This window comes from Microbacterium sp. NPDC087665 (assembly GCF_044743285.1).
Lineage (GTDB): Bacteria > Actinomycetota > Actinomycetes > Actinomycetales > Microbacteriaceae > Microbacterium.
Genome location: NZ_JBIUWD010000004.1, coordinates 394,034 through 414,867, shown reverse-complemented (window position 1 = coordinate 414,867; position 20,834 = coordinate 394,034). Strand labels below are relative to the sequence as shown.

Here is a 20,834-nt window from a genome sequence, read left to right as displayed (position 1 = left end):
GTCGTCGGCTCGATGGGGTTGGATGAGGGTGTGAGCGAACCTATCTCCATCGATATCTGGTCCGACATCGCCTGCCCGTGGTGCTACATCGGCAAGCGCAATCTTGAGAAGGGCCTCGAAGCCGTCGCCGGCGATGACGACGCACCCCAGGTCTCCGTGACCTTCCACTCGTTCGAGCTCTCGCCCGACACCCCGGTCGACTTCGACGGCGATGAGATCGACTTCCTGGCCGGCCACAAGGGCATGCCCCGTGACCAGGTCGAGCAGATGCTCGCCAACGTCACCGGGGTCGCCGAGAAGGCCGGGCTGCAGTACCGGTTCGACAAGCTCCAGCACACGAATACGGTCAAGGCGCACGAGCTGCTGCACCACGCCAAGGCGGAGGGCCGGCAGCACGCCATGGAAGAGCGCCTGATGTCGGCGTACTTCACCGAGGGCAAGCACGTCGGTCGCATCGACGACCTCGTCGAGCTCGCCGTCGAGGTGGGCCTCGACGCGGATGCTGCGCGCCAGGCGCTCGAGACGGAGCAGTACCTCGCCGCCGTGCGCCAGGATCAGGCGCAGGCTCGTGCGTACGGGATCCAGGGAGTGCCGTTCTTCGTCATCGACGGGCAGTACGGCATCAGTGGCGCCCAGCCGCCGGCAGCGTTCGAGAACGTGCTGCGCGACCTGTGGTCCAAGCGCGGCGAAACCGGGCTCGAAGACGACGCCGAGCCCGAGACCGCTGCGGTCTAGCGGGTCAGCGCGGCTTCGATCGCGTTGACGATGGCGGGGTCGTTCGGCTTCTGCTTCGGGCGGAAGCGGAGCACCTCGCCGTCGGGCAGCACGAGGAACTTCTCGAAGTTCCACTCCACACGGCCGGCCTTGCCGCCGGCATCCGGAGTCTCCTTGAGCGCCTTGTAGAGTTCGGAGGCGTTCCTGCCGTTGACCTTCACCTTGTCGTTCACCGGGAACGAGACGCCGTACGTCGTCGAACAGAACTCCATGATCTGCTCCACCGAGCCGGGCTCCTGCAGGAACTGGTTGCTCGGGAAGCCGACCACGCTGAATCCGCGATCGCCATAGAGTCGCTGCAGTTCTTCGAGCTGCTCGTACTGCGGCGTGAGGCCGCACTTCGAGGCGACGTTCACCACCAGGACCACATCGGCACCGAGGTCGTCGAGGGTCTTTTCGTTGCCCTGGGCGTCGGTGAACGGGATCGAACGAAGCGCGGAATCGGTCATACTCCACAGCTTAGGTCGGTGCGGCGCCGATGGCTCCGCGTCTGGGAGAATGGAAGAGACATGACAATCGCTCCCGCATCCGCGCGCACGCTTCGCATCGGTCCGATCGACCTCGACGTGCCCGTCGTTCTCGCACCCATGGCCGGTATCACCAACACCGCCTTCCGTCGACTCTGCCGCGAGTACGGGGCGGGCCTCTACGTGAGCGAGATGATCACCTCGCGCGCGCTCGTCGAACGCAACGACACGACGATGCGTCTCATCCGTCATCACGAGAGCGAGACTCCCCGGTCGATCCAGCTCTACGGCGTCGACCCGCACACCATCGCCGAAGCCGTGCGCATCATCGTCGCCGAGGACTACGCCGACCACATCGACCTGAACTTCGGATGCCCCGTCCCCAAGGTCACGCGCAAGGGCGGGGGAGCGGCGCTCCCCTGGAAGACGTCGTTGTTCTCCGACATCGTCACCCAGGCGGTGAAGGCCGCGGGCGACATCCCCTTGACCATCAAGATGCGCAAGGGCATCGACCCCGACCACCTCACCTTCCTCGACGCGGGACGCGCGGCTGAAGACGCCGGCGTCGCGGCGATCGCCCTGCACGCGCGCACCGCGAGCGAGTTCTATTCGGGCTACGCCGACTGGAACGCGATCGGCGAGCTCAAGCAGGCCGTCACCAGCGTGCCGGTGCTGGGCAACGGCGACATCTGGTCCGCCGAAGACGCGGTCCGCATGATGGAGCAGACCGACTGCGACGGTGTGGTCGTCGGTCGCGGATGCCTGGGGCGGCCGTGGCTGTTCGGCGAACTCGCCGCCGCCTTCGGGGCGGAGGCGCACCCCGTCGACGCGACGCTCGGCTTCGTCGCCGACGCCTTCCGACGCCACGCCGAACTGCTCGTCGAGTTCTTCGAAGACGAGGACCACGGATGCCGCGACGTGCGCAAGCACGTGGCCTGGTACTTCAAGGGCTACCCGGTGGGCGGCGACATCCGCACCGGCCTCGCCACGGCATCCAGCCTCGCCCACATCGACGAGCTTCTCGCACAGCTCGACCACAGCGCTCCGTACCCCGGGGCCGACGCCGAGGGGCAGCGCGGACGCGCAGGGCGTCCGAAGCGACCCGCGCTCCCCGACAGGTGGTTGGACTCGCGGGAGATCGCCGCATCCGCGTCGGAGATGATGCGGGGAGCAGAGATCGAGAACAGCGGTGGTTGAGTCTGCACCGGCCGCGGGCCGCGGCCGCACCGACGGGTACGACCCCCGCGACGCCGAACGGTTCTTCGCCGAGACCCACCGTTCCGAGCGCGACGATTTCGCCCGCGACCGTGCCCGTGTGCTGCACTCCGCCGCGCTGCGTCGCCTCGCGGCCAAGACGCAGGTGCTCAGTCCTGCCAGCACGGCGGACTTCGCACGCAACCGTCTGACGCACTCGCTCGAAGTCGCGCAGGTCGGGCGCGAGCTCGCGACCGCGCTCGGGGTGTCCGCCGATGTCGTCGACACCGCGTGCCTGAGCCACGATCTCGGGCATCCGCCGTTCGGACACAACGGCGAACGTGCACTGAACGAGTGGGCGGGGCACATCGGTGGTTTCGAGGGCAACGCCCAGTCGTTGCGCATCCTCACGCGTCTCGAGGCGAAGGTGCTCGACGATTACGACCGCTCCGTCGGCTTGAACCTCACGCGGGCCAGCCTCGACGCGACGTGCAAGTATCCGTGGACCGTCGACAGCCCGGTGCCGGATCCGGGTGGGCGTCTGAAGTTCGGCGTGTACCCCGAAGACGAAGCCGTGTTCCGCTGGATGCGCGAGGGCGCGCCCGGCCGTCTGCGGTGCATCGAAGCCGAGATCATGGACCTCTCCGACGACATCGGATATTCCGTTCACGACTTCGAGGACGCGATCGTGAACGGCTATGTCGATGTCGCCCAGCTGTCGGATCCTTCCGCGCACGACGCCCTCGTCGGCCGCATCCAGCAGTGGGTCGGTTACGACTTCACGCGCGAAGAACTCGCCGACGCGCTCTACCGGCTGTCATCGCAGTCGATGTGGCTGTCGTCGTTCGACCGCAGTCGGCAGTCGCTCGCGCGTCTGAAGAACCTCACGAGCGACCTCATCGGTCGCTTCGCGCGCGCCGCGGTATCGGCAACGCGCGACACCTACGGCAGTAAGGCCCTCGTGCGCTACAACGCCCACGTGGTCGTGCCGCGCGTCGTCGAGGCCGAGATCGCGGTTCTCAAGGGCATCATGGGCCAGGCGATCGTCACGATCGAGGCCCGTAAGGGCGTGTACAAAGAGCAGCGGCGGGTTCTCACGCGACTCGCCGACGCGCTGTGGTCGACCGACACGCTGTGGTCGGCGGGAGCCGACGTGCTCGAGCCGGCGTTCGCCGCGGACTTCGTCGACGCGACCACCGATGACGAGCGTGCCCGCGTGATCGTCGACCAGATCGCGAGCCTCACCGACCAGACCGCGATCGACTGGCACAACCGCCTCGTCGGCGAGATCGACCCGGCAGAGGTGGGTATCTGGTCGCCGCGCCACGTCCGCCTCGGCGCCCGAGCACACGCCGAGAGGCGGGCCGTGGCCGAAGGAGTCGGCTGATGCCCCGTATCCGGCAGGCAGACGTCGACGAGGTCAAGGCGCGCATCAACATCGCCGACATCGTCGGCGAGCGCGTCGCGTTGAAATCGGCCGGCGTCGGCTCCCTCAAGGGGCTGTGCCCGTTCCACGACGAGAAGAGCCCCAGCTTCCACGTGCGTCCGCAGGTCGGGTACTACCACTGCTTCGGATGCGGCGAGTCGGGCGACGTCTACTCGTTCCTGCGCGAGATGGACCACGTCAGCTTCACCGAGGCGGTGGAGCGTCTGGCGGGCCGCGTCGGATACACGCTGCACTACGAAGACGGCGGGGCGGCTCCCGAGACGAGTGGCCGCAGCCGTCTGTACGCCGCGAACACCGCGGCCGCGGAGTTCTTCCGCTCCCAGCTGCTCTCGGCCGACGCCGAGGCAGGGCGTCGATTCCTCGGTGAACGGGGTTTCGACGCCGGGGCGGCCGCGCACTTCGGCGTGGGCTTCGCACCGCGTGGATGGGACGGCATGCTCAAGGCGCTCACGGCGCAGGGCTTCACGCGCGAGGAGTTGAGCACCGCAGGGCTCGTCTCGACGGGGCAGCGCGGTGTCTACGACCGCTTCCGCGGGCGGCTGGTCTGGCCGATCCGCGACGTCTCCGGGCAGACCATCGGGTTCGGCGCGCGCAAGCTCTTCGATGACGATCAGGGGCCGAAGTACCTCAACACCCCCGAGACGCCGATCTACAAGAAGGCGCAGGTGCTCTACGGCCTCGATCTCGCCAAGCGCGACATCGCCCGCAGCGACCCCCGCCGCGTGGTCGTGGTCGAGGGGTACACCGACGTGATGGCGTGCCATCTCGCCGGGCTCACCACGGCGGTCGCGACCTGTGGCACCGCCTTCGGAGCCGACCACATCAAGGTGCTGCGGCGGGTGATGGGCGACGACAACGCCTCCGGCGAGGTGGTCTTCACCTTCGACGGAGACGAGGCAGGGCAGAAGGCCGCGTTGCGCGCCTTCACGGAAGACGACCGCTTCAACGCGCAGACCTTCGTCGCCGTCGCTCCCGACAGCCTCGACCCGTGCGATCTGCGCCTGCAGCGCGGCGATGCCGCCGTGCGGGGTCTGATGGACGCCAAGGTGCCGATGTTCGAGTTCGCGATCGATCGCAAGCTCGGCGGTTTCGACCTCTCCACGGTCGAGGGGCGCGTCGGGGCGCTGCGGGCGGCATCGCCCATCGTCGCCGAGATCCGCGACCGGCTCCTGCGGCCGGGATACGAGCGGGTCCTCGCGCGTCGTCTCGGCATGGACCCGACCGAGGTGCACACCGAGGTCGAACGGGCGGCCCGCGGCGGATCCTCCGGTCCCTCGCGCCGAGAACCCCACCCGCCTGCCGGAGAGGTTCCGGCATCCGGGATCACGCAGGTGACCCTCGCGTCTCTGCCGCGATCCGCCGACGTGGCGGTCGAGCGCGATGCGCTGATGGGAGCACTCCAGTACGGACACCAGGTCGATCAGGCCCTGCTGTCGCAGGCGCTCTCGGCGCCGTTCCGCACCCCGGGCCTCGACGCCGTGCGCGAGGCCGTGGCGGCCGCTCCCGACCGCACGCGCGCCGGATGGGTGACCGAGGCGGTGAACAGCGTGCGCGAGCCCTACCGTTCGCTGGGCGGTGAGCTGCTCATGACCCCGTTCCCCGCGCGTGACGAGGAGGGCGCGGTCGCGTCGACCACCGACCTCGCCCGACGGCTCATCCTGCGACAGCTCGAACGCGAGAAGCAGGAGCTCCTCGGTGCCGTGCAGCGCGTGCCCGCCGATTCCGACGGGGGTCGTGCGCTGCGCGTGCGCCTGCGCGACATCGACGTGGAGCGCCAGAGGTTCGCCGAGTCGTAACCCGCATCCAACAGCGGGGGAGGGCAGGATGGACTCATGTCTCGAAGACACGCTTCCCCCTACGCGATCGACTGCTCCGACCTGGTGATCGACCGGATCGGTCACGGCATGCCGACGCGTGCCGTCGATGGCGTGACGTTCTCCCTGTCTCCGGGAGCGCTGCTGTGCGTGGCCGGGCCCACGGGGTCGGGCAAATCGAGCCTCGTCGCCGCTCTGGCCGGGTCGACCGACCCGTCCGTGAAGGTGGTCGGCGGTCGCGCAGAGGTGTGCGGCGTCGACGCTCGGCGCCCCGGGCGCAAGCATCGTGTGCTGACGTACCGCACGGGGTTCGTTCCTCAGGGGGCCGGTGCCGATCTTCCTCCCCGCCTCACCGTGAACGAGGTGATCGCCGAGCCGATCCTCATGCGCGAGAAGCGGGTGAACAGTCGTGCCCTCTCGATCCGTGTGGCGACCCTTCTCGACGAGCTGCATCTGCCGCTGGGCACTGCGGCCAAGTTCCCGTACGAACTGAGCGCGGGCATGCGTCAGCGCGTGGCGATCGCGCGGTCGTTCGTCCTGGAGCCGCAGGTTCTCATCGCCGACGAGATCCTCGCGAACCTCGATCTCGAGGTGCGCCCGGTGGTCTTCGATGCGATCACGCGACGCCGCAAGGAGCAGTCGATGGCCGCCCTGCTGGTCACGAACGACGCCGACTTCATCCGCGAGCTCAATGCCGAAACGCTCATGCTCCGTGCCGGCCATGTGGTCGCGCGCGGGGTGGGTAAGGATCTGCTCTGGGTGCCGAACGCCGAGGCGGATTCCCGACGCTGAGGGCGACACGCCCGAGACGCGCAGAACCGTGCCCGGTGTCACGGACAGCGCCGGGAGTTTGCTAAGCTTGTTGAGTTGCCCGCTCAGCGGTGCACATTCCTCGGTAGCTCAATTGGCAGAGCAGCCGGCTGTTAACCGGCAGGTTCTTGGTTCGAGTCCAAGCCGGGGAGCGATGAACCCCCACCAGGTGACTGGTGGGGGTTCTCTGCGTTTCCGAGGACTTTTCGCTGCCGCCGCCCGCTGTTCGCGACACCGATTTCCTCGGCGTACCCGGGAATAGCGGATGCGGGGTAGTGTTGTACCTAGTACCCCCAGGGGGTATTCACGAATCACGAAGGAGCACACGATGAACGCGAAGACGACCGAGTACCAGGTGACCGGCATGACGTGCGGCCACTGCGAGATGTCTGTGCGCGAAGAAGTCAGCGAGATCGCGGGCGTCGAGGGCATCCAGGTCAGCGCGCAGACCGGGAAGCTCATCGTGGAATCGGATGCCGATGTCGATGACGACGCCGTGCTGGCCGCGGTCGCGGAGGCCGGATACTCGGCGATCCGCCTCTGATGAACGCCGGAGCGCGGTTGGGAATCTACGGCGGGGGACTGGTGGTGGCATTCGTCGCCGCATTCGGTCTCGCAAGTTTGGTGGTGCCGCACGAAGCAGTAGACGAGTGGAAGGCAGGAAGCGCGATGCAGTCACACGCGAATGGTGACGGAGGGGCGTCGGCGACGTCGCTCAAGGCGCTCTCGCTGTCGGCCGAGGGTATGCAGCTCTCGCCCGTCTCGGCGCCCCGGGCTGTGGGGGAAGACGGCACGCTGAGCTTCCGGGTGGAGACTCTCGGCGGAGAGGCGGTCACCGCGTTCGAGCGAGCCCACGAGAAAGATTTGCATCTGATTGTGGTGCGCAGCGACGGGAGCGAGTTCCGCCACGTGCACCCGACGATGGATGAGGCCGGTACCTGGTCGATCCCCTGGGTATGGGATGAAGCGGGCACCTATCGGGTCTTCGCGGACTTCACGCCCGCGAGCGGCGACGAGGGGGCGACTCTCGCCCAGACGGTTCAGGTCGACGGGTCCTTCGTCGCAGTGGTCAGCGAACCGCAGCGAGTGGATCAGGTCGACGGGTTCGCGGTGGAGCTCGAGGGCGACCTCGTCGCAGGAACGATCAGCGACCTCCGCATCACGGTCTCCCGCGACGGTGATCCGGTCACCGGCCTCGAGCCGTACCTCGGCGCATTCGGTCACCTCGTCGCGCTGCGAGAGGGCGACCTCGCGTATCTGCACGTGCACGCAGCCGGCGATGCCCCGAAGGAAGGCGAGACATCGGGCCCGGAGATCGCTTTTACCGCCGAGGCCCCGACCGCCGGCCGATACCTGCTGTATCTGGACTTCCAGGTGGACGGCACCGTTCACACGGCCGAGTTCGTGCTGGACGCCGCGCACGGCAGCACCGATCACGACACCACGGACGAAACCGAAGCCCCGACGCACTCGGACGGCCACTGATCGTGGTGCTGAACGATCACGGCACGGAAGGGAAGACATCATGAACGCCTCCGCACCCTCGACAGGGGCGACAGCCCTCGATCTCGAGATCGGCGGGATGACCTGCGCGTCCTGCGCCATGCGCATCGAGAAGAAGCTCAACAAGCTCGATGGCGTGAACGCCACCGTCAACTACGCCACGGAGAAGGCGAAGGTCACCGTTCCCGACGGCTACGACGCCGCGCTGCTGATCTCCGAGATCGAGAAGACCGGGTACACCGCGGCGCTTCCCGCTCCGAAGAACTCCGCGAAACCCGCGGATGCGGATGCCGATCCGGAGCTGACCTCGCTCCGGAATCGTCTCATCGTCTCGGTCATCCTCACGGTCCCCGTCATCGCGATGGCGATGATCCCCGCGTTGCAGTTCACCTACTGGCAGTGGGCGTCGCTCGCTCTGGCGGCGCCGGTGATCGTGTGGGGCGCGTGGCCGTTCCATCGTGCCGCGTGGATGAATCTGCGACACGGCGCCGCGACGATGGACACACTCATCTCGCTCGGCACCGCTGCGGCGTTCCTGTGGTCGCTGTATGCGCTGTTCTTCGGAACGGCAGGCACACCGGGAATGGTGCATCCGTTCGAGTTCACCCTCGCGCCGTCGGATGGCGCCGCCAACATCTACCTCGAGGTCGGTGCGGGCGTGACGATGTTCATCCTCGCCGGCCGGTACTTCGAGAAGCGCTCGAAGCGCCAGGCCGGAGCGGCGCTCCGTGCCCTGATGGAGTTGGGCGCGAAAGACGTCGCCGTTCTGCGCGCGGGGATCGAGACCACGATCGCGGTCGACGATCTGCAGGTCGGCGACGAGTTCATCGTGCGTCCTGGCGAGAAGATCGCCACGGACGGCGTCGTCGTCTCGGGCACCTCGGCGGTGGATGCGTCGATGCTGACCGGCGAGTCCATGCCGGTCGAAGTCGCTGAGGGCGACGCCGTCACCGGCGCCACCGTCAACGCGGGTGGACGTCTGGTGATCCGTGCGACGCGCGTCGGTGCCGATACCCAGCTCGCCCAGATGGCGCGACTGGTCGAAGACGCGCAGACCGGAAAGGCCGAGGTCCAGCGACTCGCAGACCGTATCTCCGGCGTCTTCGTACCGATCGTGATCGTGATCGCGGTCATCACGCTCGGCGCGTGGTGGGGTGCGGGGTTCCCGGCGACGGCCGCCTTCACCGCCGCCGTCGCCGTTCTCGTCATCGCGTGCCCCTGTGCACTCGGTCTCGCCACCCCCACGGCGCTGCTCGTCGGCACGGGCCGAGGCGCCCAGATGGGCATTCTCATCAAGGGGCCGGAGATCTTGGAATCCACCCGCCGGGTCGACACCGTGGTGCTCGACAAGACCGGCACGGTGACGAGCGGCCGGATGACGCTGGTCGACGTGATTCCCGAGAGTGGCACGGATCGTGATGAGCTGCTGCGTTTCGCTGGTGCGCTCGAGGATGCCTCCGAGCATCCGATCGCACAGGCCATCGCGAAGGCGGCGACCCAGGAGACCGGCGCACTGCCGCCGGTCGACGACTTCGCCAACATCGAGGGCAAGGGCGTGCAGGGCGTGGTCGACGGGCGGGCGGTGATCGTGGGCCGCGAGTCGCTCCTCGAGGAATGGTCGCAGCGCCTCACCACGGAGACCGCGGCGAAGAAGGCCAGCGCGGAGAAGGCCGGCAAGACCGTGGTCGCGGTCGGATGGGACGGCGAGGCGCGGGGGGTCCTCGTGGTCGCCGATGCTGTCAAGCCGACGAGTGCCGAGGCCATCGCGGAGCTCACCGCGCTCGGACTCACGCCGGTGCTCCTGACGGGAGACAACGAGGCGGTGGCTCGACGGATCGCACAGGAGGTGGGGATCGACGAGGTCATCGCCGAAGTGCTGCCTCAGGAGAAAGTCGACGTGATCGCTCGACTGCAGTCCGAGGGCAAGGTCGTGGCCATGGTCGGAGACGGCGTCAACGACGCCCCGGCTCTCGCCCAAGCCGACCTGGGGCTCGCGATGGGCACGGGAACGGATGCCGCAATCGAGGCATCCGATATCACGCTCGTCCGTGGCGATCTGCGCAGCGCCGTCGATGCCATCCGACTGTCTCGGAAGACGCTGAGCACCATCAAGACGAACCTGTTCTGGGCGTTCGCCTACAACGTCGCCGCGATTCCGGTGGCCGCGCTCGGACTGCTGAACCCGATGCTGGCCGGTGCCGCCATGGCGCTCTCGAGCGTCTTCGTGGTCGGCAACAGCCTGAGGCTCCGCGGGTTCCGCAGCGTCATCGCACACCGCTGAAACATAAGAAGGGGGCCTCGCCGATCGGCGAGGCCCCCTTCTCTCAAACCGTCGGGTCAGCGCGCGGCGCCCTTGAGCGATCCGGTGGTCTGTCCGGCCGGGTCGACGATCACGCACTGCACGATGCGGTCGTCGTAGCCGTCCCACGTGTCCTTGGTCGGCGTGATCGGGAACACCTCGAGGGCGGACTCGTCGTAGGTGATGCCCACGAAGGTCGTGTACGCGTCGCCGATGCACTCCTGGCTGGCGGCGTCGACCGCCTCCTCGGAGAACTCTCCGTCGTCCATCGTGATCTCGTAGTAGACCTCTTCGTCGTGCGGCTGGTCGCACGGAACGACGTCGGCGTCCTCGATCAGACCGCTGGGGCTCTCCATCTTGCAGTCGCCCAGCTTGAGCGAGAAGATGTCGATGTTCGCGCTCTCGGTGACCTGTCCGGTGTCCTCGTCGCGGTCGGCATCGCCGGAGCCGCCCCCGAGGATGCTGTTGATCGCGCTACAGCCGGTCAGTGCGACCGACAGCGCCACGGCGGAGCCGACGAGCGCGAGTGCGCGTCGCGTGCGCATCTTCATCATGATTGTGTCCCCTCCAGAACGATTGTTGAATGGGTATACAGGAACACCCATCAATGAAACGCTATAGGGCGTCAAACCTGTGATGCAACTCCGAAGAGTCGATGTTCTCGCTGAGGAAGAAGCGTTAACCTTCGAGGTAGTCGACGCCGGGCATCCAGCTGGCGCCCGGGCGACCCCATCCGCGCTTGCGGGCGATCTTCTGCACGGTCTTCCAGTCCGAGTCGGAGAGACGGTCCACGTAGAGGATGCCGTCGAGATGGTCGAACTCGTGCTGCATGATTCGCGCACGCCATCCGTCCACCGCGATCGACACCGGAGCGCCGTCGAGATCGATGCCGCTGACCTGCACGCGCTCCGAGCGCCGCAGCGGGAAGCGTTCTCCGGGGAAGGACAGGCAGCCCTCGGACTCGAGATCCGGGTCCGGGTCGCCGGGCTCGAACGGCGTCATCCACAACTCGGGGTTGATGATGACTCCGCGCCAGGGCAGATCATCGTCGTCGACGTACGAGTACGTGTAGATGCGCAACGGGACGCCGACCTGCGGGGCGGCGAGGCCGACACCGGGAGCGACGTCCATGGTCTCGAACATGTCGGCGACGAGTGTTCTGATCTCGTCGGTGATCGCGTCGACAGGGGAGGCGGGGGAGTGCAGGACGGGGTCGCCCATGATGCGAATAGGAAGTACGGCCACGTCACAACCCTACTGTGCACGGTCCGGCAGGTAGGGTCGTAGGGTGAGCGCAGGGGAGTCGGTATGAACGGGGTCGAGGACGTCGGCGAGCAGCTCGTCGGAGTGTTCCAGAATCCGGGTTTGCTCCTCGGCATCCCGCTGGCTCTCGCGGGTGCGGTGTTCATGTCGCTCGGTGCGCAGTATCAGCACCGCGGCGTCGAGAAGGTCGAACAGCTCAGCGGCGATGCCGGAACATCGGGCCTCAGCCTCGATCAGCTCAAGCGCCTGCTCACCCGGCCGTCGTGGCTCCTCGGCACTCTCATGCTCGGGCTCGCGATCGTCTGCCAGCTCGCAGCGCTGGTGCAGGCACCTCTGATCGTCGTCCAGCCCCTCGGGGCGATCGCTCTCGTCATCACGACACTGCTGAACGCGCGCATCTCGGGCCACTCTCCGACCAGACAATCGCTCACGGCGATCGTGTGCTGCGTCGGCGGCATCTTCCTGTTCGTCTTCTTCGCGGCGATCTATGCCACCGAGCAGAGCATCACCGACCGCGAGCTCTTCGTGATCCTCGCGATCCTCCTCGTGGTGATCATCATCCTGGGCGGCTGCTGGTTGGTGCTCCGCCACCGCATGCGTGCGCTGTTCTACGTGATCGGCGCCGGCATCCTCTACGGCTTCGTCGCCACGCTCGCCAAGGTCGTGATCAAGCGGATCGAAGCCGGCCAGTTCGAGTGGATCACCGCGATCTGCGTGGTGGCGCTCATCGCCGCGGCAGCCGTCGGTGCCTACTTCGTGCAGACCGCCTACAGCTCGGGCCCACCCGACCTCGTGATCGCCGGCCTCACGGTTGTCGACCCGCTGATCGCCGTTCTCATCGGAATGGTCATCCTCGGCGAGGCGGCCGCCGCCCCGCCGTGGGTGCTCGTCATCTTCGGAGTCGCCGGAGCGATCGCCGTCTGGGGAGTCGTCGGACTCGCCCGCTACCACCCGCAGGTGGTGAGCGAGAGCCAGGAGATCGGCATCACGCGCGGAAGCGATGGCGGCGCATCGGCTCCGGACGACACGGAGAAGCCGACAGCGTAGTCGATCGGCACCCGCGGTCGCAGTCGACCGCGATCACCGCTCTTCGGCGGCTCAGTACGACGGGTCGATCAGGTCGGGCGACACCTCGGCCGCCGCAGCCTCATCGACGAAGAAGATCGTGCGCTTGCGGCCACGCGCACCGGCGACGGGCACGCTCGTGTAGCTCGCACCCGCGAGGGCGAGGCCCAGAGCGGATGCCTTGTCGGCGCCCGTGAGCACGAGCCAGACGCGCTTCGACGAATTCAGCACGGGACGCGTGAGAGTCACGCGCTCGGGCGGCGGCTTCGGGGAGTTGCGCACCGGGAGAACGGCAGCATCGGTCACCGTCACCTCTTCGCGGTCCGGGAACAGCGAAGCGATGTGGCCGTCAGGCCCCACACCGAGGAAGCAGACCGCGAATGCCGGCCAGGGGTTCTCGTCCGTGCCGAAGCGGGACAGCTCCGCCGCATACGCCGCGGCCGACTCATCGAGGGTGAGGCCGGTCTCGGGGCCGGCCACCTCGTGCACGTTCTCCGGCGGGACCGGGATGTGATCGAGCAGTGCCTGCCGTGACTGCAGTGAATTGCGGTCGGCATCGTCAGCCGGCACGAACCGCTCGTCGCCCCACCAGAAATGCACGAGCGACCAGTCGATCGACGCGGCACGCGGGTCGTCGCGTGTGGCGCTGAGTACCGCACCGCCCATGGAACCGCCGGTCAGCGCGATGTGCGCGATCCGCCCGTTGCCGGTGCGCGCGCGCAGCCGGGTGAGGAATCGATCGGCCACGTGCGCTGCCAGGGCTGCGGGGGTGGCCGAGACCACCACCCGCTTCTCTGCGGACTGTGCCTGCATGGCGGTCACTCTCCTGTCTCGGGCGGACCCAGCATCTCCCAGCCCTCGGTGATCACTCGACCGTACAGGAGGTCGGGGTCCAGCCGACGCAGCTCCTCGGCGAGGCATTCCCGCAACGTGCGGCGGGGGAGATGCAGATCGTGGTCCGGCTGATCGGGCTGCGTGAGCACGGCCACGCCCGGGGCGGGGCGTTCGAGCAGAATGTCGCCCGATTCGCGCGTGAGGCGTACGGACTTGATGCCGTCGTGCCAGACTTCGGGCTTCTCGGAGAACCAGCGCACCGGTACCTCGAGGGCCATCTGCAACCAGGCGGCGAGCAGCGCGGTCGACGGAGACGCAGCCGCGCCACGCACCTCGATCGCGGTGATGGGCTCGTACGGCGGCTGGTCGAGCACGGCCGCGAGCTGCTCGCGCCAGTGCGTCAGGCGCGTCCAGGCGAGATCGGTGTCACCCGGCGCGTGCGTCTTGCCGAGGAGGGCCAGTCGGTCGCGCACGTCGGACACCGTCGCGGCATCCGTGATGCGTCGCTGAGCGATGCGGCCCAGGGGAGAGGTCGACGGTGACGTCGGCGCCTCTTCGGGCCACCAGGCGACGACGGGTGCGTCCGGCAGCAGGAGGCCGGTGAGCAGGCTCTCCTCGTTGCTGGCGGCATCGCCGAAGGCGTGCAGCACGACGACCTCGCTCGCTCCGGCATCGCCACCCACGCGGATCTGGGCGTCGAGTCGCGATTCGCCCTCGCTCGTGGTGAGCACGATCACACGCATCGGGTGCTCGCGGGAGGCATCGTTGGCCGCGTCGATCGCGGCCTCGGCGACGCCGTTGCGCGCCGAGATGACGAGAGTGAGCACGCGCCCGAGGGCGACGGCGCCGCCCTCTTCGCGTACCTTCACGAGCTGCTTGGCGACCTGGCTGACGGTCGTGTCGGGAAGGTCGATGATCACGGTCGTCTCCAGACTCGTCCGTCGCGGGCCAGCAGGGCGTCGGCGGATGCCGGACCCCACGAGCCGGGCGCGTACTGCTCCACCGGGCCGCCTTCGGCAGCCCAGTACTTCTCCACCGGGTCGAGGATCTTCCAGGAGAGCTCGACCTCTTCGTGCCGCGGGAACAGCGGCGGGTCGCCCAGGAGCACGTCGAGGATCAGACGCTCGTACGCCTCGGGGCTCGCCTCGGTGAACGCGTGGCCGTAGCCGAAGTCCATCGTGACGTCGCGCACGTTGGATCCGCTGCCCGGCACCTTGGAGCCGAAGCGGATCGTGACACCCTCGTCGGGCTGCACGCGGATGACGAGGGCGTTCTGCCCGAGCTCGGAGGCATTGCCCCGGCCGAACAGGTGCTGCGGGGCGCGGTTGAAGACGACGGCGATCTCGGTGACACGCCGGCCGAGTCGCTTGCCGGTGCGCAGGTAGAACGGAACGCCCGACCAGCGGCGCGTGTCGATCTCGAGCTTGATCGCGGCGTAGGTCTCGGTCGTCGATTCCGGGTTCATGCCGTCCTCGTCGAGGAACCCGGTGACCTTCTCGCCACCCTGCCATCCACCCGCGTACTGACCGCGTGCGGTCGCCTGGGAGAGATCCTCGGGCACGTGGACCGCGGCGAGCACCTTCTCCTTCTCGGCGCGCAGGTGCTCGGCCGACAGGCTGATGGGTTCTTCCATCGCCGTCAGCGCGAGCAGCTGGAGCAGGTGGTTCTGGATGACGTCGCGGGCGGCGCCGATCCCGTCGTAGTAGCCTGCGCGACCACCGACGCCGATGTCCTCGGCCATGGTGATCTGCACGTGGTCGACGTAGTTGCGGTTCCAGATCGGCTCGTAGAGCTCGTTGGCGAAGCGCAGAGCGAGGATGTTCTGCACCGTCTCCTTGCCCAGGTAGTGGTCGATGCGGAAGATCGAATCCGCGGGGAACGCGACCTCGAGCGCAGCGTTGAGCGCGCGCGCCGAGTCGAGGTCGTGCCCGAAGGGCTTCTCGATGACGACGCGGCGCCAGCGCGACTCCTCGTCGCTGTTCTCGCCCACGAGACCGGAGTCCTTGAGCTGTTTCGCCACCAGGGGGAAGTCCTTCGGCGGGATCGACAGGTAGTAGGCGTGGTTGCCCATCGTTCCGCGCTCGATGTCGAGCTGATCGACGGTGTTCTTGAGCTTCTGGAACGACTCGGGGTTGTCGAACTCTCCCGAGACGAAGCGGATGCCCTGGAGCAGCTGCGCCCACGTCTCCTCACGGAACGGCGTGCGCGCGTGCTGCTTGACCGCCTCGTACACGACCTGTGCGAAGTCCTGGTCCTCCCAATCCCGGCGGGCGAAGCCGACGAGTGCGAAGCCGGGGGGAAGCAGACCGCGGTTCGCGAGGTCGTAGACCGCGGGCATGAGCTTCTTGCGCGAGAGATCTCCGGTGACGCCGAAGATCACGAGGGCGCTGGGCCCTGCGATCCGGTTGAGACGGCGGTCGTCGGGGTCGCGCAGCGGGTTTTGCCCGCGCGAGATGGGAACAGACATCAGTGGGGGAATCTCCTGCTGGCTACTTCTGTGCGGCTTCGAAGAGGGTGAGCACGTCGGCCGACGAGTCGGTGATCGTCAGGGAGACGACGGGACGTCCGTGCTCGGCGAGGACAGCGGCGTCGCCGGCTGCCTGAGCCTCGATGAGCTGACCGAAGGTGAACGGCCGCTCGGGGATCTCGAGGTCGACATCGGTGCGCTCGAGGATCTGCAGGAACACGCCCTGCGCGGGCCCGCCCTTGTGGTACTGGCCGGTCGAGTGCAGGAACCGCGGTCCCCATCCGAACGTGGTCGGCCGGCCGGAGTCGGCCGCCACGAGTTCGCGGAGGCCCTGGAGCTGCGGCACATCGAGCCGGTTGACGTAGGCCTGGATCGACACGTAGCCGTCGGCGGGGAGCTGAGCCCAGAGTGCGTCGAGCACGCCCTCGACGGTTCCCGACGCCGCGAGTGCCGCGTCGGACACGCGCACCTCGACGCCGTTCTCGGTGAATGCCGGCTCGGTGGGCTCGGGACGAGCGTCGAGCAGACCCCGGGCGGCGATCTTCGCGGACTCGACGTCGGGCTGGTCGAACGGGTTGATCCCGAGCAGATGACCGGCGATCGCCGTGGCGTACTCCCACACGATGAGCTGTGCGCCCAGCGATCCGCTGACGAGGATCTCGCCCTCGTGGCGCTCGTGAAGGTGGAACTCGTTGGCATCGTCGACCAGACGGACGATCTGCAGATCGACGGGCTTGGTGTCGAGCTCGGGAGAGACCGGCAGCAGCACGACGGGGAGGATGCCCGTGCCGTCCTTGCCGGTGGACTCGGCGATCAGCTGCTCGATCCAGTCAGGGAGACCCTTGATGTGGGTGCCGTCGGTGATCAGGCCGAGCTTGTCACGACGCGGGCTGGTGCCGGCGATCGCGGCGCCGAGACGCAGCGCCGGGTTCTCGGCGGAGTCGACGGCGACCTCGAGAAGCGAGGCCTCGGCCTCGTTCAGGAGCTCATCGATGTCGACGCCCGCGAGACCCGAGGGGACGAGGCCGAAAGCGGTCAGGGCCGAGTAGCGACCGCCGACGTTGGGGTCGGCGTTGAAGACCCGGTAGCCGGCCTCTCGCGCAGACGAGTCGAGCGGCGAACCGGGGTCGGTCACGACGACGATGCGCTCGGTCGGGTCGATGCCGAGGTCGCGGAACGCGGCCTCGAACGTGCGGCGCTGCGAATCGGTCTCGACCGTCGAACCCGACTTCGAGGAGACGACGAGAACGGTGTCGGCGAGGCCCTCATCGAGTGCGGCGAGCACCTGGCCCGGCGCGGTGGAGTCGAGGATCGTCAGAGGATTCCCCGACGTCTGCGCGATGACCTCGGGGGCGAGCGACGAGCCGCCCATCCCGGCGAGGACGACGCGCGTGATTCCCTTCGCGTGCAGATCGTCGCGCAGGGCGACGATCTCGGACACGAGTGGACGCGAGACAGAGACCGCTTCGACCCATCCCAGTCGGACGGATGCCTCGGCCTCGGCAGCCGGACCCCAGAGCGTGGCGTCGCCGCCGGTGATGCGCGATGCGACGAGATCGCGCACCAGCGCGGGGACGACCTCGTCGATCGCGACGCGCGCGGCGCCCGAGGCGTGGATGCCGAAGGTCATCGCTGTGCCTCCAGCGCCTCGGTCACCTGCGAGAGCAGATCGTGCCACGAGTCGATGAACTTGGCGACGCCTTCGTCTTCGAGCACCTGGGTGACGTCGGTGAAGTCGATGCCGACTTCGGCCAGATCGGCGAAGACCTGGTGAGCCTCGGCGTAACCGCCCGTGATCGTGTCGCCGGTGACGACAGCGTGGTCGAACGTGGCGGCCAGCGTCTTCTCGGGCATCGTGTTGACGACACCCTGTGCGACGAGCTCGGTCACGTAGAGGGTGTCCGGCAGGGCCGGGTCCTTGACGCCGGTGGAGGCCCACAGTGGACGCTGCAGGTTCGCGCCCAGCGCGATGAGGTCCTGGGCACGCTTCTCGCCGAACTTCTGCTCGAACAGCTCGTACGCGAGGCGGGCGTTCGCGAGGCCGGCCTTGCTCTTGAGCGCGTTCGCAGCATCCGTCCCGATCTCGGACAGACGCTTGTCGGTCTCCGAGTCGACACGCGACACGAAGAACGACGCGACGGAGTGGATGCTCGACAGGTCGAAGTCTGCGCTGTGCGCGCGCTCGAGACCCGTCAGGTACGCGTCGATGACCTCTGCGTAGCGCTCGAGGCTGAAGATCAACGTCACGTTGACGCTGATGCCGGTCGCGATCGCCTCGGTGATGGCGGGGAGGCCGGCCTTCGTGGCGGGGATCTTGACGAGCAGGTTCGGGCGGTCGATCTTCTTCCACAGCTGCTTCGCCTGCGCGACGGTGCCGTCGGTGTCGTGGGCGAGGTCGGGGGAGACCTCGATCGAGACGCGGCCGTCGACGTGGTTCGAGGCTTCCCAGACCGGACGGAAGACATCGAGAGCGGCACCGACGTCCTGCGTGGTGGCCGCGAACACGGCATCCTCCGCGGACGTGCCCGACGCTGCGAGCTCGGTCAGCTGCGCGTCGTACGAGGTGTCGTTCTTGTCGGTGATCGCGTTCGCGAAGATCGTGGGGTTCGTGGTGACGCCCACGACGTTGCGCGACTCGATCAGTTCGGCCAGGTTGCCGGACGAGATGCGGGTGCGAGAGAGGTCGTCGAGCCAGATGCTGACGCCTGCGGCGGCGAGCTGTGCGGTGGGGGTGCTCATGCGTTCTCCTTGGTGCTGTCTGCGGCGATGGTCTCGCGTGCGGCCGCGATCACGGCCTCCGTGGTGATGCCGAACTTCTCGAACAGGGTTTTGTAGTCGGCGGATGCGCCGAAGTGGTCGATGCCGACCGAGCGACCGCGGTCGCCGACGATGCCGCGCCACGAGAGCACGGATCCGGCCTCGACCGAGACACGAGCGGTCACGGCGGCGGGGAGCACGCTCTCGCGGTACGCCTCGTCCTGCTCGTCGAACCACTCGAGCGACGGAGCCGACACGACGCGCACGTTGACGCCCTCTGCGGCGAGTGCGGTGCGCGCGTCGACCGCGAGCTGCACTTCGGATCCGGTGGCGATGATGATCACGTCGGGCGTGCCGTTCGGAGCCTCGGCGAGCACGTATGCTCCCTTGGCGGTGTGGGATGCCGAGGCGAAGGTCTCTCCGTTGGCCTCGCCGTCGCCGCGCTCGAACACCGGGATGTTCTGGCGCGTCAGGGCGATACCGGCGGGACCCGCCTGGCGGCGGAGGATCTCCAGCCACGCGGCGGCCGTCTCGTTGGCGTCCGCCGGGCGGACGACCGCGAGGTTCGGGATCGCGCGGAGGGTCGCGATCTGCTCGATCGGCTGGTGCGTGGGTCCGTCTTCGCCGAGGGCGACGGAGTCGTGCGTCCAGACGAACACGCTCGGCACGTTCATGAGGGCCGCGAGGCGCACGGCGGGCCGCATGTAGTCGCTGAAGATGAGGAAGGTGCCGCCGAAGGCGCGCGTCTTGCCGTGCAGGACGATGCCGTTGACGATCGCGCCCATGGCGTGCTCGCGGATGCCGAAGTGCAGCACGCGACCGTAGGGGGTGCCCGACCACTCATGCGTCGACCACTCGGCGGGGATGAACGACGGAGCGCCCTTGATCGTGGTGAGGTTCGACTCGGCGAGGTCGGCGGAGCCGCCCCACAGCTCGGGCAGCTCGGCGGCGAGGGCGTTGATGACCTGGCCGGATGCCGCGCGGGTGGAGACGTCCTTGCCTGCTTCGAAGACCGGCAGCGCCGAAGAGATGTCCGCGGGCAGCTCGCCCGACTCGAGCCGGTCGAGCAGAGCCTTGCGCTCGGGGTTCGCCTCAGCCCAGGCGTCGAACGACGTCTGCCACTCGGCGCGTGCCTCGGCAGCTCGAGCCGCGAGCCCACGGGTGTGGGCGATGACGTCGTCGGCGACGGCGAACGTCTCCTCCGGGTCGAAGCCCAGGACCTTCTTCGTGGCGGCGAGTTCATCGGCGCCCAGAGCGGAGCCGTGGATCTTGCCGGAGTTCTGCTTGCCGGGAGACGGCCAGCCGATGATCGTCTTGAGGATGATGAGGGAGGGCTTGGAGGTCTCGCCCTTGGCGGCTTCGATCGCGGCATAGAGCTCGGCGACGTCTTCGACGTATTCCCCCGTCTTCTTCCAGTCGACGGTCTGCACCTGCCAGCCGTAGGCCTCGTAGCGCTTCGCGACGTCTTCGGTGAAGGCGACGTTCGTGTCGTCCTCGATCGAGATCTGGTTGGAGTCGTAGATGGCGATCAGGTTGCCGAGCTGCTGGTGGCCCGCGAGCGAGGATGCCTCGCTGGTGACACCCTCCTGCAGGTCGCCGTCGCCGGCGATCGTGTAGATGAAGTGGTCGAACGGGCTCGTGCCGGCGGCAGCCTCGGGGTCGAAGAGGCCCCGCTCGTAGCGCGCCGCGTAGGCGAAGCCGACGGCCGAGGCGAGACCCTGGCCGAGCGGGCCGGTGGTGATCTCGACGCCCTTGGTGTGCCCGTACTCCGGGTGCCCGGGCGTGAGCGAGCCCCACGTGCGCAGAGCCTTGAGGTCGTCGAGTTCGAGACCGAAACCACCGAGGTAGAGCTCGACGTACTGGGTGAGCGACGAATGTCCGACCGACAGGATGAAGCGGTCGCGACCGAGCCAGTCGGTATCGGTGGGGTCGTGGCGGAGCACGCGCTGGTAGAGGAGGTACGCGGCAGGAGCGAGGCTCATGGCCGTGCCGGGATGCCCGTTCCCGACCTTTTCCACGGCGTCTGCCGCCAGGAGGCGAGCGGTATCCACCGCGCGCCGATCGATCTCATCCCACTGCAATTCCGACACGTTCATGCCCTTTCCGACAGTTTCGAGGGCGCCCGTATTCCCTGCGCCTC

Annotated in this window: 18 protein-coding genes and 1 tRNA gene; 10 read left to right on the top strand and 9 right to left on the bottom strand. The window is 68.0% G+C overall.

All coding sequences use genetic code 11. The annotated features are described in order from the left end of the window. The first annotated feature begins 30 nt into the window (after nucleotides 1–30). Nucleotides 31–735 (top strand): DsbA family protein, encoded by a 705-nt coding sequence (locus tag ACIOSY_RS11865; RefSeq protein ID WP_400853410.1) that lies wholly within the window; start codon nucleotides 31–33, stop codon nucleotides 733–735. On the opposite strand, the gene ACIOSY_RS11860 is transcribed toward ACIOSY_RS11865, so the two are convergent. Then, a complete protein-coding gene (locus ACIOSY_RS11860; protein WP_400853408.1) occupies nucleotides 732–1,223 on the bottom strand; it encodes a glutathione peroxidase in 492 nt (163 codons plus the stop codon). The two genes, ACIOSY_RS11865 and ACIOSY_RS11860, sit on opposite strands and share 4 nt — an antisense overlap. Nucleotides 1,224–1,283: 60 nt before the next feature. Here ACIOSY_RS11860 and dusB point away from each other — a divergent pair, with 60 nt between their 5' ends. The 8 genes from dusB (at nucleotide 1,284) to ACIOSY_RS11820 (ending at nucleotide 10,290) form a co-directional block, all read left to right on the top strand. Continuing rightward, complete coding sequence (dusB, locus tag ACIOSY_RS11855) at nucleotides 1,284–2,438, top strand: tRNA dihydrouridine synthase DusB (RefSeq protein ID WP_400853406.1); 1,155 nt, start codon at nucleotides 1,284–1,286, stop codon at nucleotides 2,436–2,438. Continuing rightward, on the top strand, nucleotides 2,431–3,822 hold the full coding sequence (locus ACIOSY_RS11850) for a deoxyguanosinetriphosphate triphosphohydrolase (RefSeq protein ID WP_400853404.1): 1,392 nt from the start codon (nucleotides 2,431–2,433) through the stop codon (nucleotides 3,820–3,822). The genes dusB and ACIOSY_RS11850 overlap by 8 nt, the downstream gene beginning before the upstream one ends. Next, nucleotides 3,822–5,678 carry a DNA primase gene (gene dnaG / locus ACIOSY_RS11845; RefSeq protein WP_400853402.1) on the top strand — a complete coding sequence of 619 codons (1,857 nt, stop codon included), beginning with the start codon at nucleotides 3,822–3,824 and terminating at the stop codon, nucleotides 5,676–5,678. Before ACIOSY_RS11850 ends, dnaG begins: the two co-directional genes overlap by 1 nt. Nucleotides 5,679–5,714: 36 nt before the next feature. Next, on the top strand, nucleotides 5,715–6,488 hold the full coding sequence (locus ACIOSY_RS11840; protein ID WP_400853400.1) for an ATP-binding cassette domain-containing protein: 774 nt from the start codon (nucleotides 5,715–5,717) through the stop codon (nucleotides 6,486–6,488). A 97-nt stretch (nucleotides 6,489–6,585) separates the two neighbouring features. Beyond that, nucleotides 6,586–6,658: transfer RNA gene (locus ACIOSY_RS11835), tRNA-Asn, on the top strand. A 176-nt stretch (nucleotides 6,659–6,834) separates the two neighbouring features. After that, nucleotides 6,835–7,050 (top strand): heavy-metal-associated domain-containing protein, encoded by a 216-nt coding sequence (locus ACIOSY_RS11830; RefSeq protein ID WP_400853398.1) that lies wholly within the window; start codon nucleotides 6,835–6,837, stop codon nucleotides 7,048–7,050. Between the two features lie 125 nt (nucleotides 7,051–7,175). Beyond that, nucleotides 7,176–7,991, top strand: coding sequence for a hypothetical protein (locus ACIOSY_RS11825; protein WP_400853396.1), 816 nt, complete (start codon nucleotides 7,176–7,178; stop codon nucleotides 7,989–7,991). Nucleotides 7,992–8,031: 40 nt separating this feature from the next. Beyond that, the gene (locus tag ACIOSY_RS11820) at nucleotides 8,032–10,290 is read left to right on the top strand and encodes a heavy metal translocating P-type ATPase (RefSeq protein ID WP_400853394.1); all 2,259 of its coding nucleotides are present in this window, start codon (nucleotides 8,032–8,034) and stop codon (nucleotides 10,288–10,290) included. A gap of 56 nt (nucleotides 10,291–10,346) precedes the next feature. Here the strand turns inward: ACIOSY_RS11820 and ACIOSY_RS11815 are convergent, their stop codons facing one another. After that, nucleotides 10,347–10,862: a hypothetical protein gene (locus ACIOSY_RS11815; protein WP_400853392.1), complete on the bottom strand. Its 516-nt coding sequence runs from the start codon at nucleotides 10,860–10,862 to the stop codon at nucleotides 10,347–10,349. A gap of 124 nt (nucleotides 10,863–10,986) precedes the next feature. Continuing rightward, nucleotides 10,987–11,553 carry a peptide deformylase gene (gene def / locus ACIOSY_RS11810; RefSeq protein WP_400853390.1) on the bottom strand — a complete coding sequence of 189 codons (567 nt, stop codon included), beginning with the start codon at nucleotides 11,551–11,553 and terminating at the stop codon, nucleotides 10,987–10,989. 63 nt (nucleotides 11,554–11,616) lie between these two features. On the opposite strand from def, the gene ACIOSY_RS11805 reads away from it, so the two are divergent. Continuing rightward, the gene (locus tag ACIOSY_RS11805; protein WP_400853388.1) at nucleotides 11,617–12,618 is read left to right on the top strand and encodes a DMT family transporter; all 1,002 of its coding nucleotides are present in this window, start codon (nucleotides 11,617–11,619) and stop codon (nucleotides 12,616–12,618) included. 51 nt (nucleotides 12,619–12,669) lie between these two features. Here ACIOSY_RS11805 and pgl read toward each other — a convergent pair whose 3' ends face one another. Genes pgl through tkt form a run of 6 tightly spaced genes read right to left on the bottom strand, consistent with a single transcriptional unit; the run spans nucleotide 12,670 to nucleotide 20,784 of the window. Continuing rightward, on the bottom strand, nucleotides 12,670–13,449 hold the full coding sequence (gene pgl, locus ACIOSY_RS11800; RefSeq protein WP_400853386.1) for a 6-phosphogluconolactonase: 780 nt from the start codon (nucleotides 13,447–13,449) through the stop codon (nucleotides 12,670–12,672). Nucleotides 13,450–13,454: 5 nt separating this feature from the next. Further along, the gene (locus ACIOSY_RS11795; RefSeq protein ID WP_400853384.1) at nucleotides 13,455–14,390 is read right to left on the bottom strand and encodes a glucose-6-phosphate dehydrogenase assembly protein OpcA; all 936 of its coding nucleotides are present in this window, start codon (nucleotides 14,388–14,390) and stop codon (nucleotides 13,455–13,457) included. Further along, the gene (gene zwf / locus ACIOSY_RS11790) at nucleotides 14,387–15,937 is read right to left on the bottom strand and encodes a glucose-6-phosphate dehydrogenase (RefSeq protein WP_400853382.1); all 1,551 of its coding nucleotides are present in this window, start codon (nucleotides 15,935–15,937) and stop codon (nucleotides 14,387–14,389) included. Before zwf ends, ACIOSY_RS11795 begins: the two co-directional genes overlap by 4 nt. Nucleotides 15,938–15,959: 22 nt before the next feature. Then, complete coding sequence (locus tag ACIOSY_RS11785; RefSeq protein WP_400853380.1) at nucleotides 15,960–17,567, bottom strand: glucose-6-phosphate isomerase; 1,608 nt, start codon at nucleotides 17,565–17,567, stop codon at nucleotides 15,960–15,962. Next, a complete protein-coding gene (tal, locus tag ACIOSY_RS11780; RefSeq protein WP_400853378.1) occupies nucleotides 17,564–18,676 on the bottom strand; it encodes a transaldolase in 1,113 nt (370 codons plus the stop codon). Before tal ends, ACIOSY_RS11785 begins: the two co-directional genes overlap by 4 nt. Beyond that, complete coding sequence (tkt, locus tag ACIOSY_RS11775) at nucleotides 18,673–20,784, bottom strand: transketolase (protein WP_400853839.1); 2,112 nt, start codon at nucleotides 20,782–20,784, stop codon at nucleotides 18,673–18,675. Before tkt ends, tal begins: the two co-directional genes overlap by 4 nt. Between the last annotated feature and the right edge of the window lie 50 nt (nucleotides 20,785–20,834).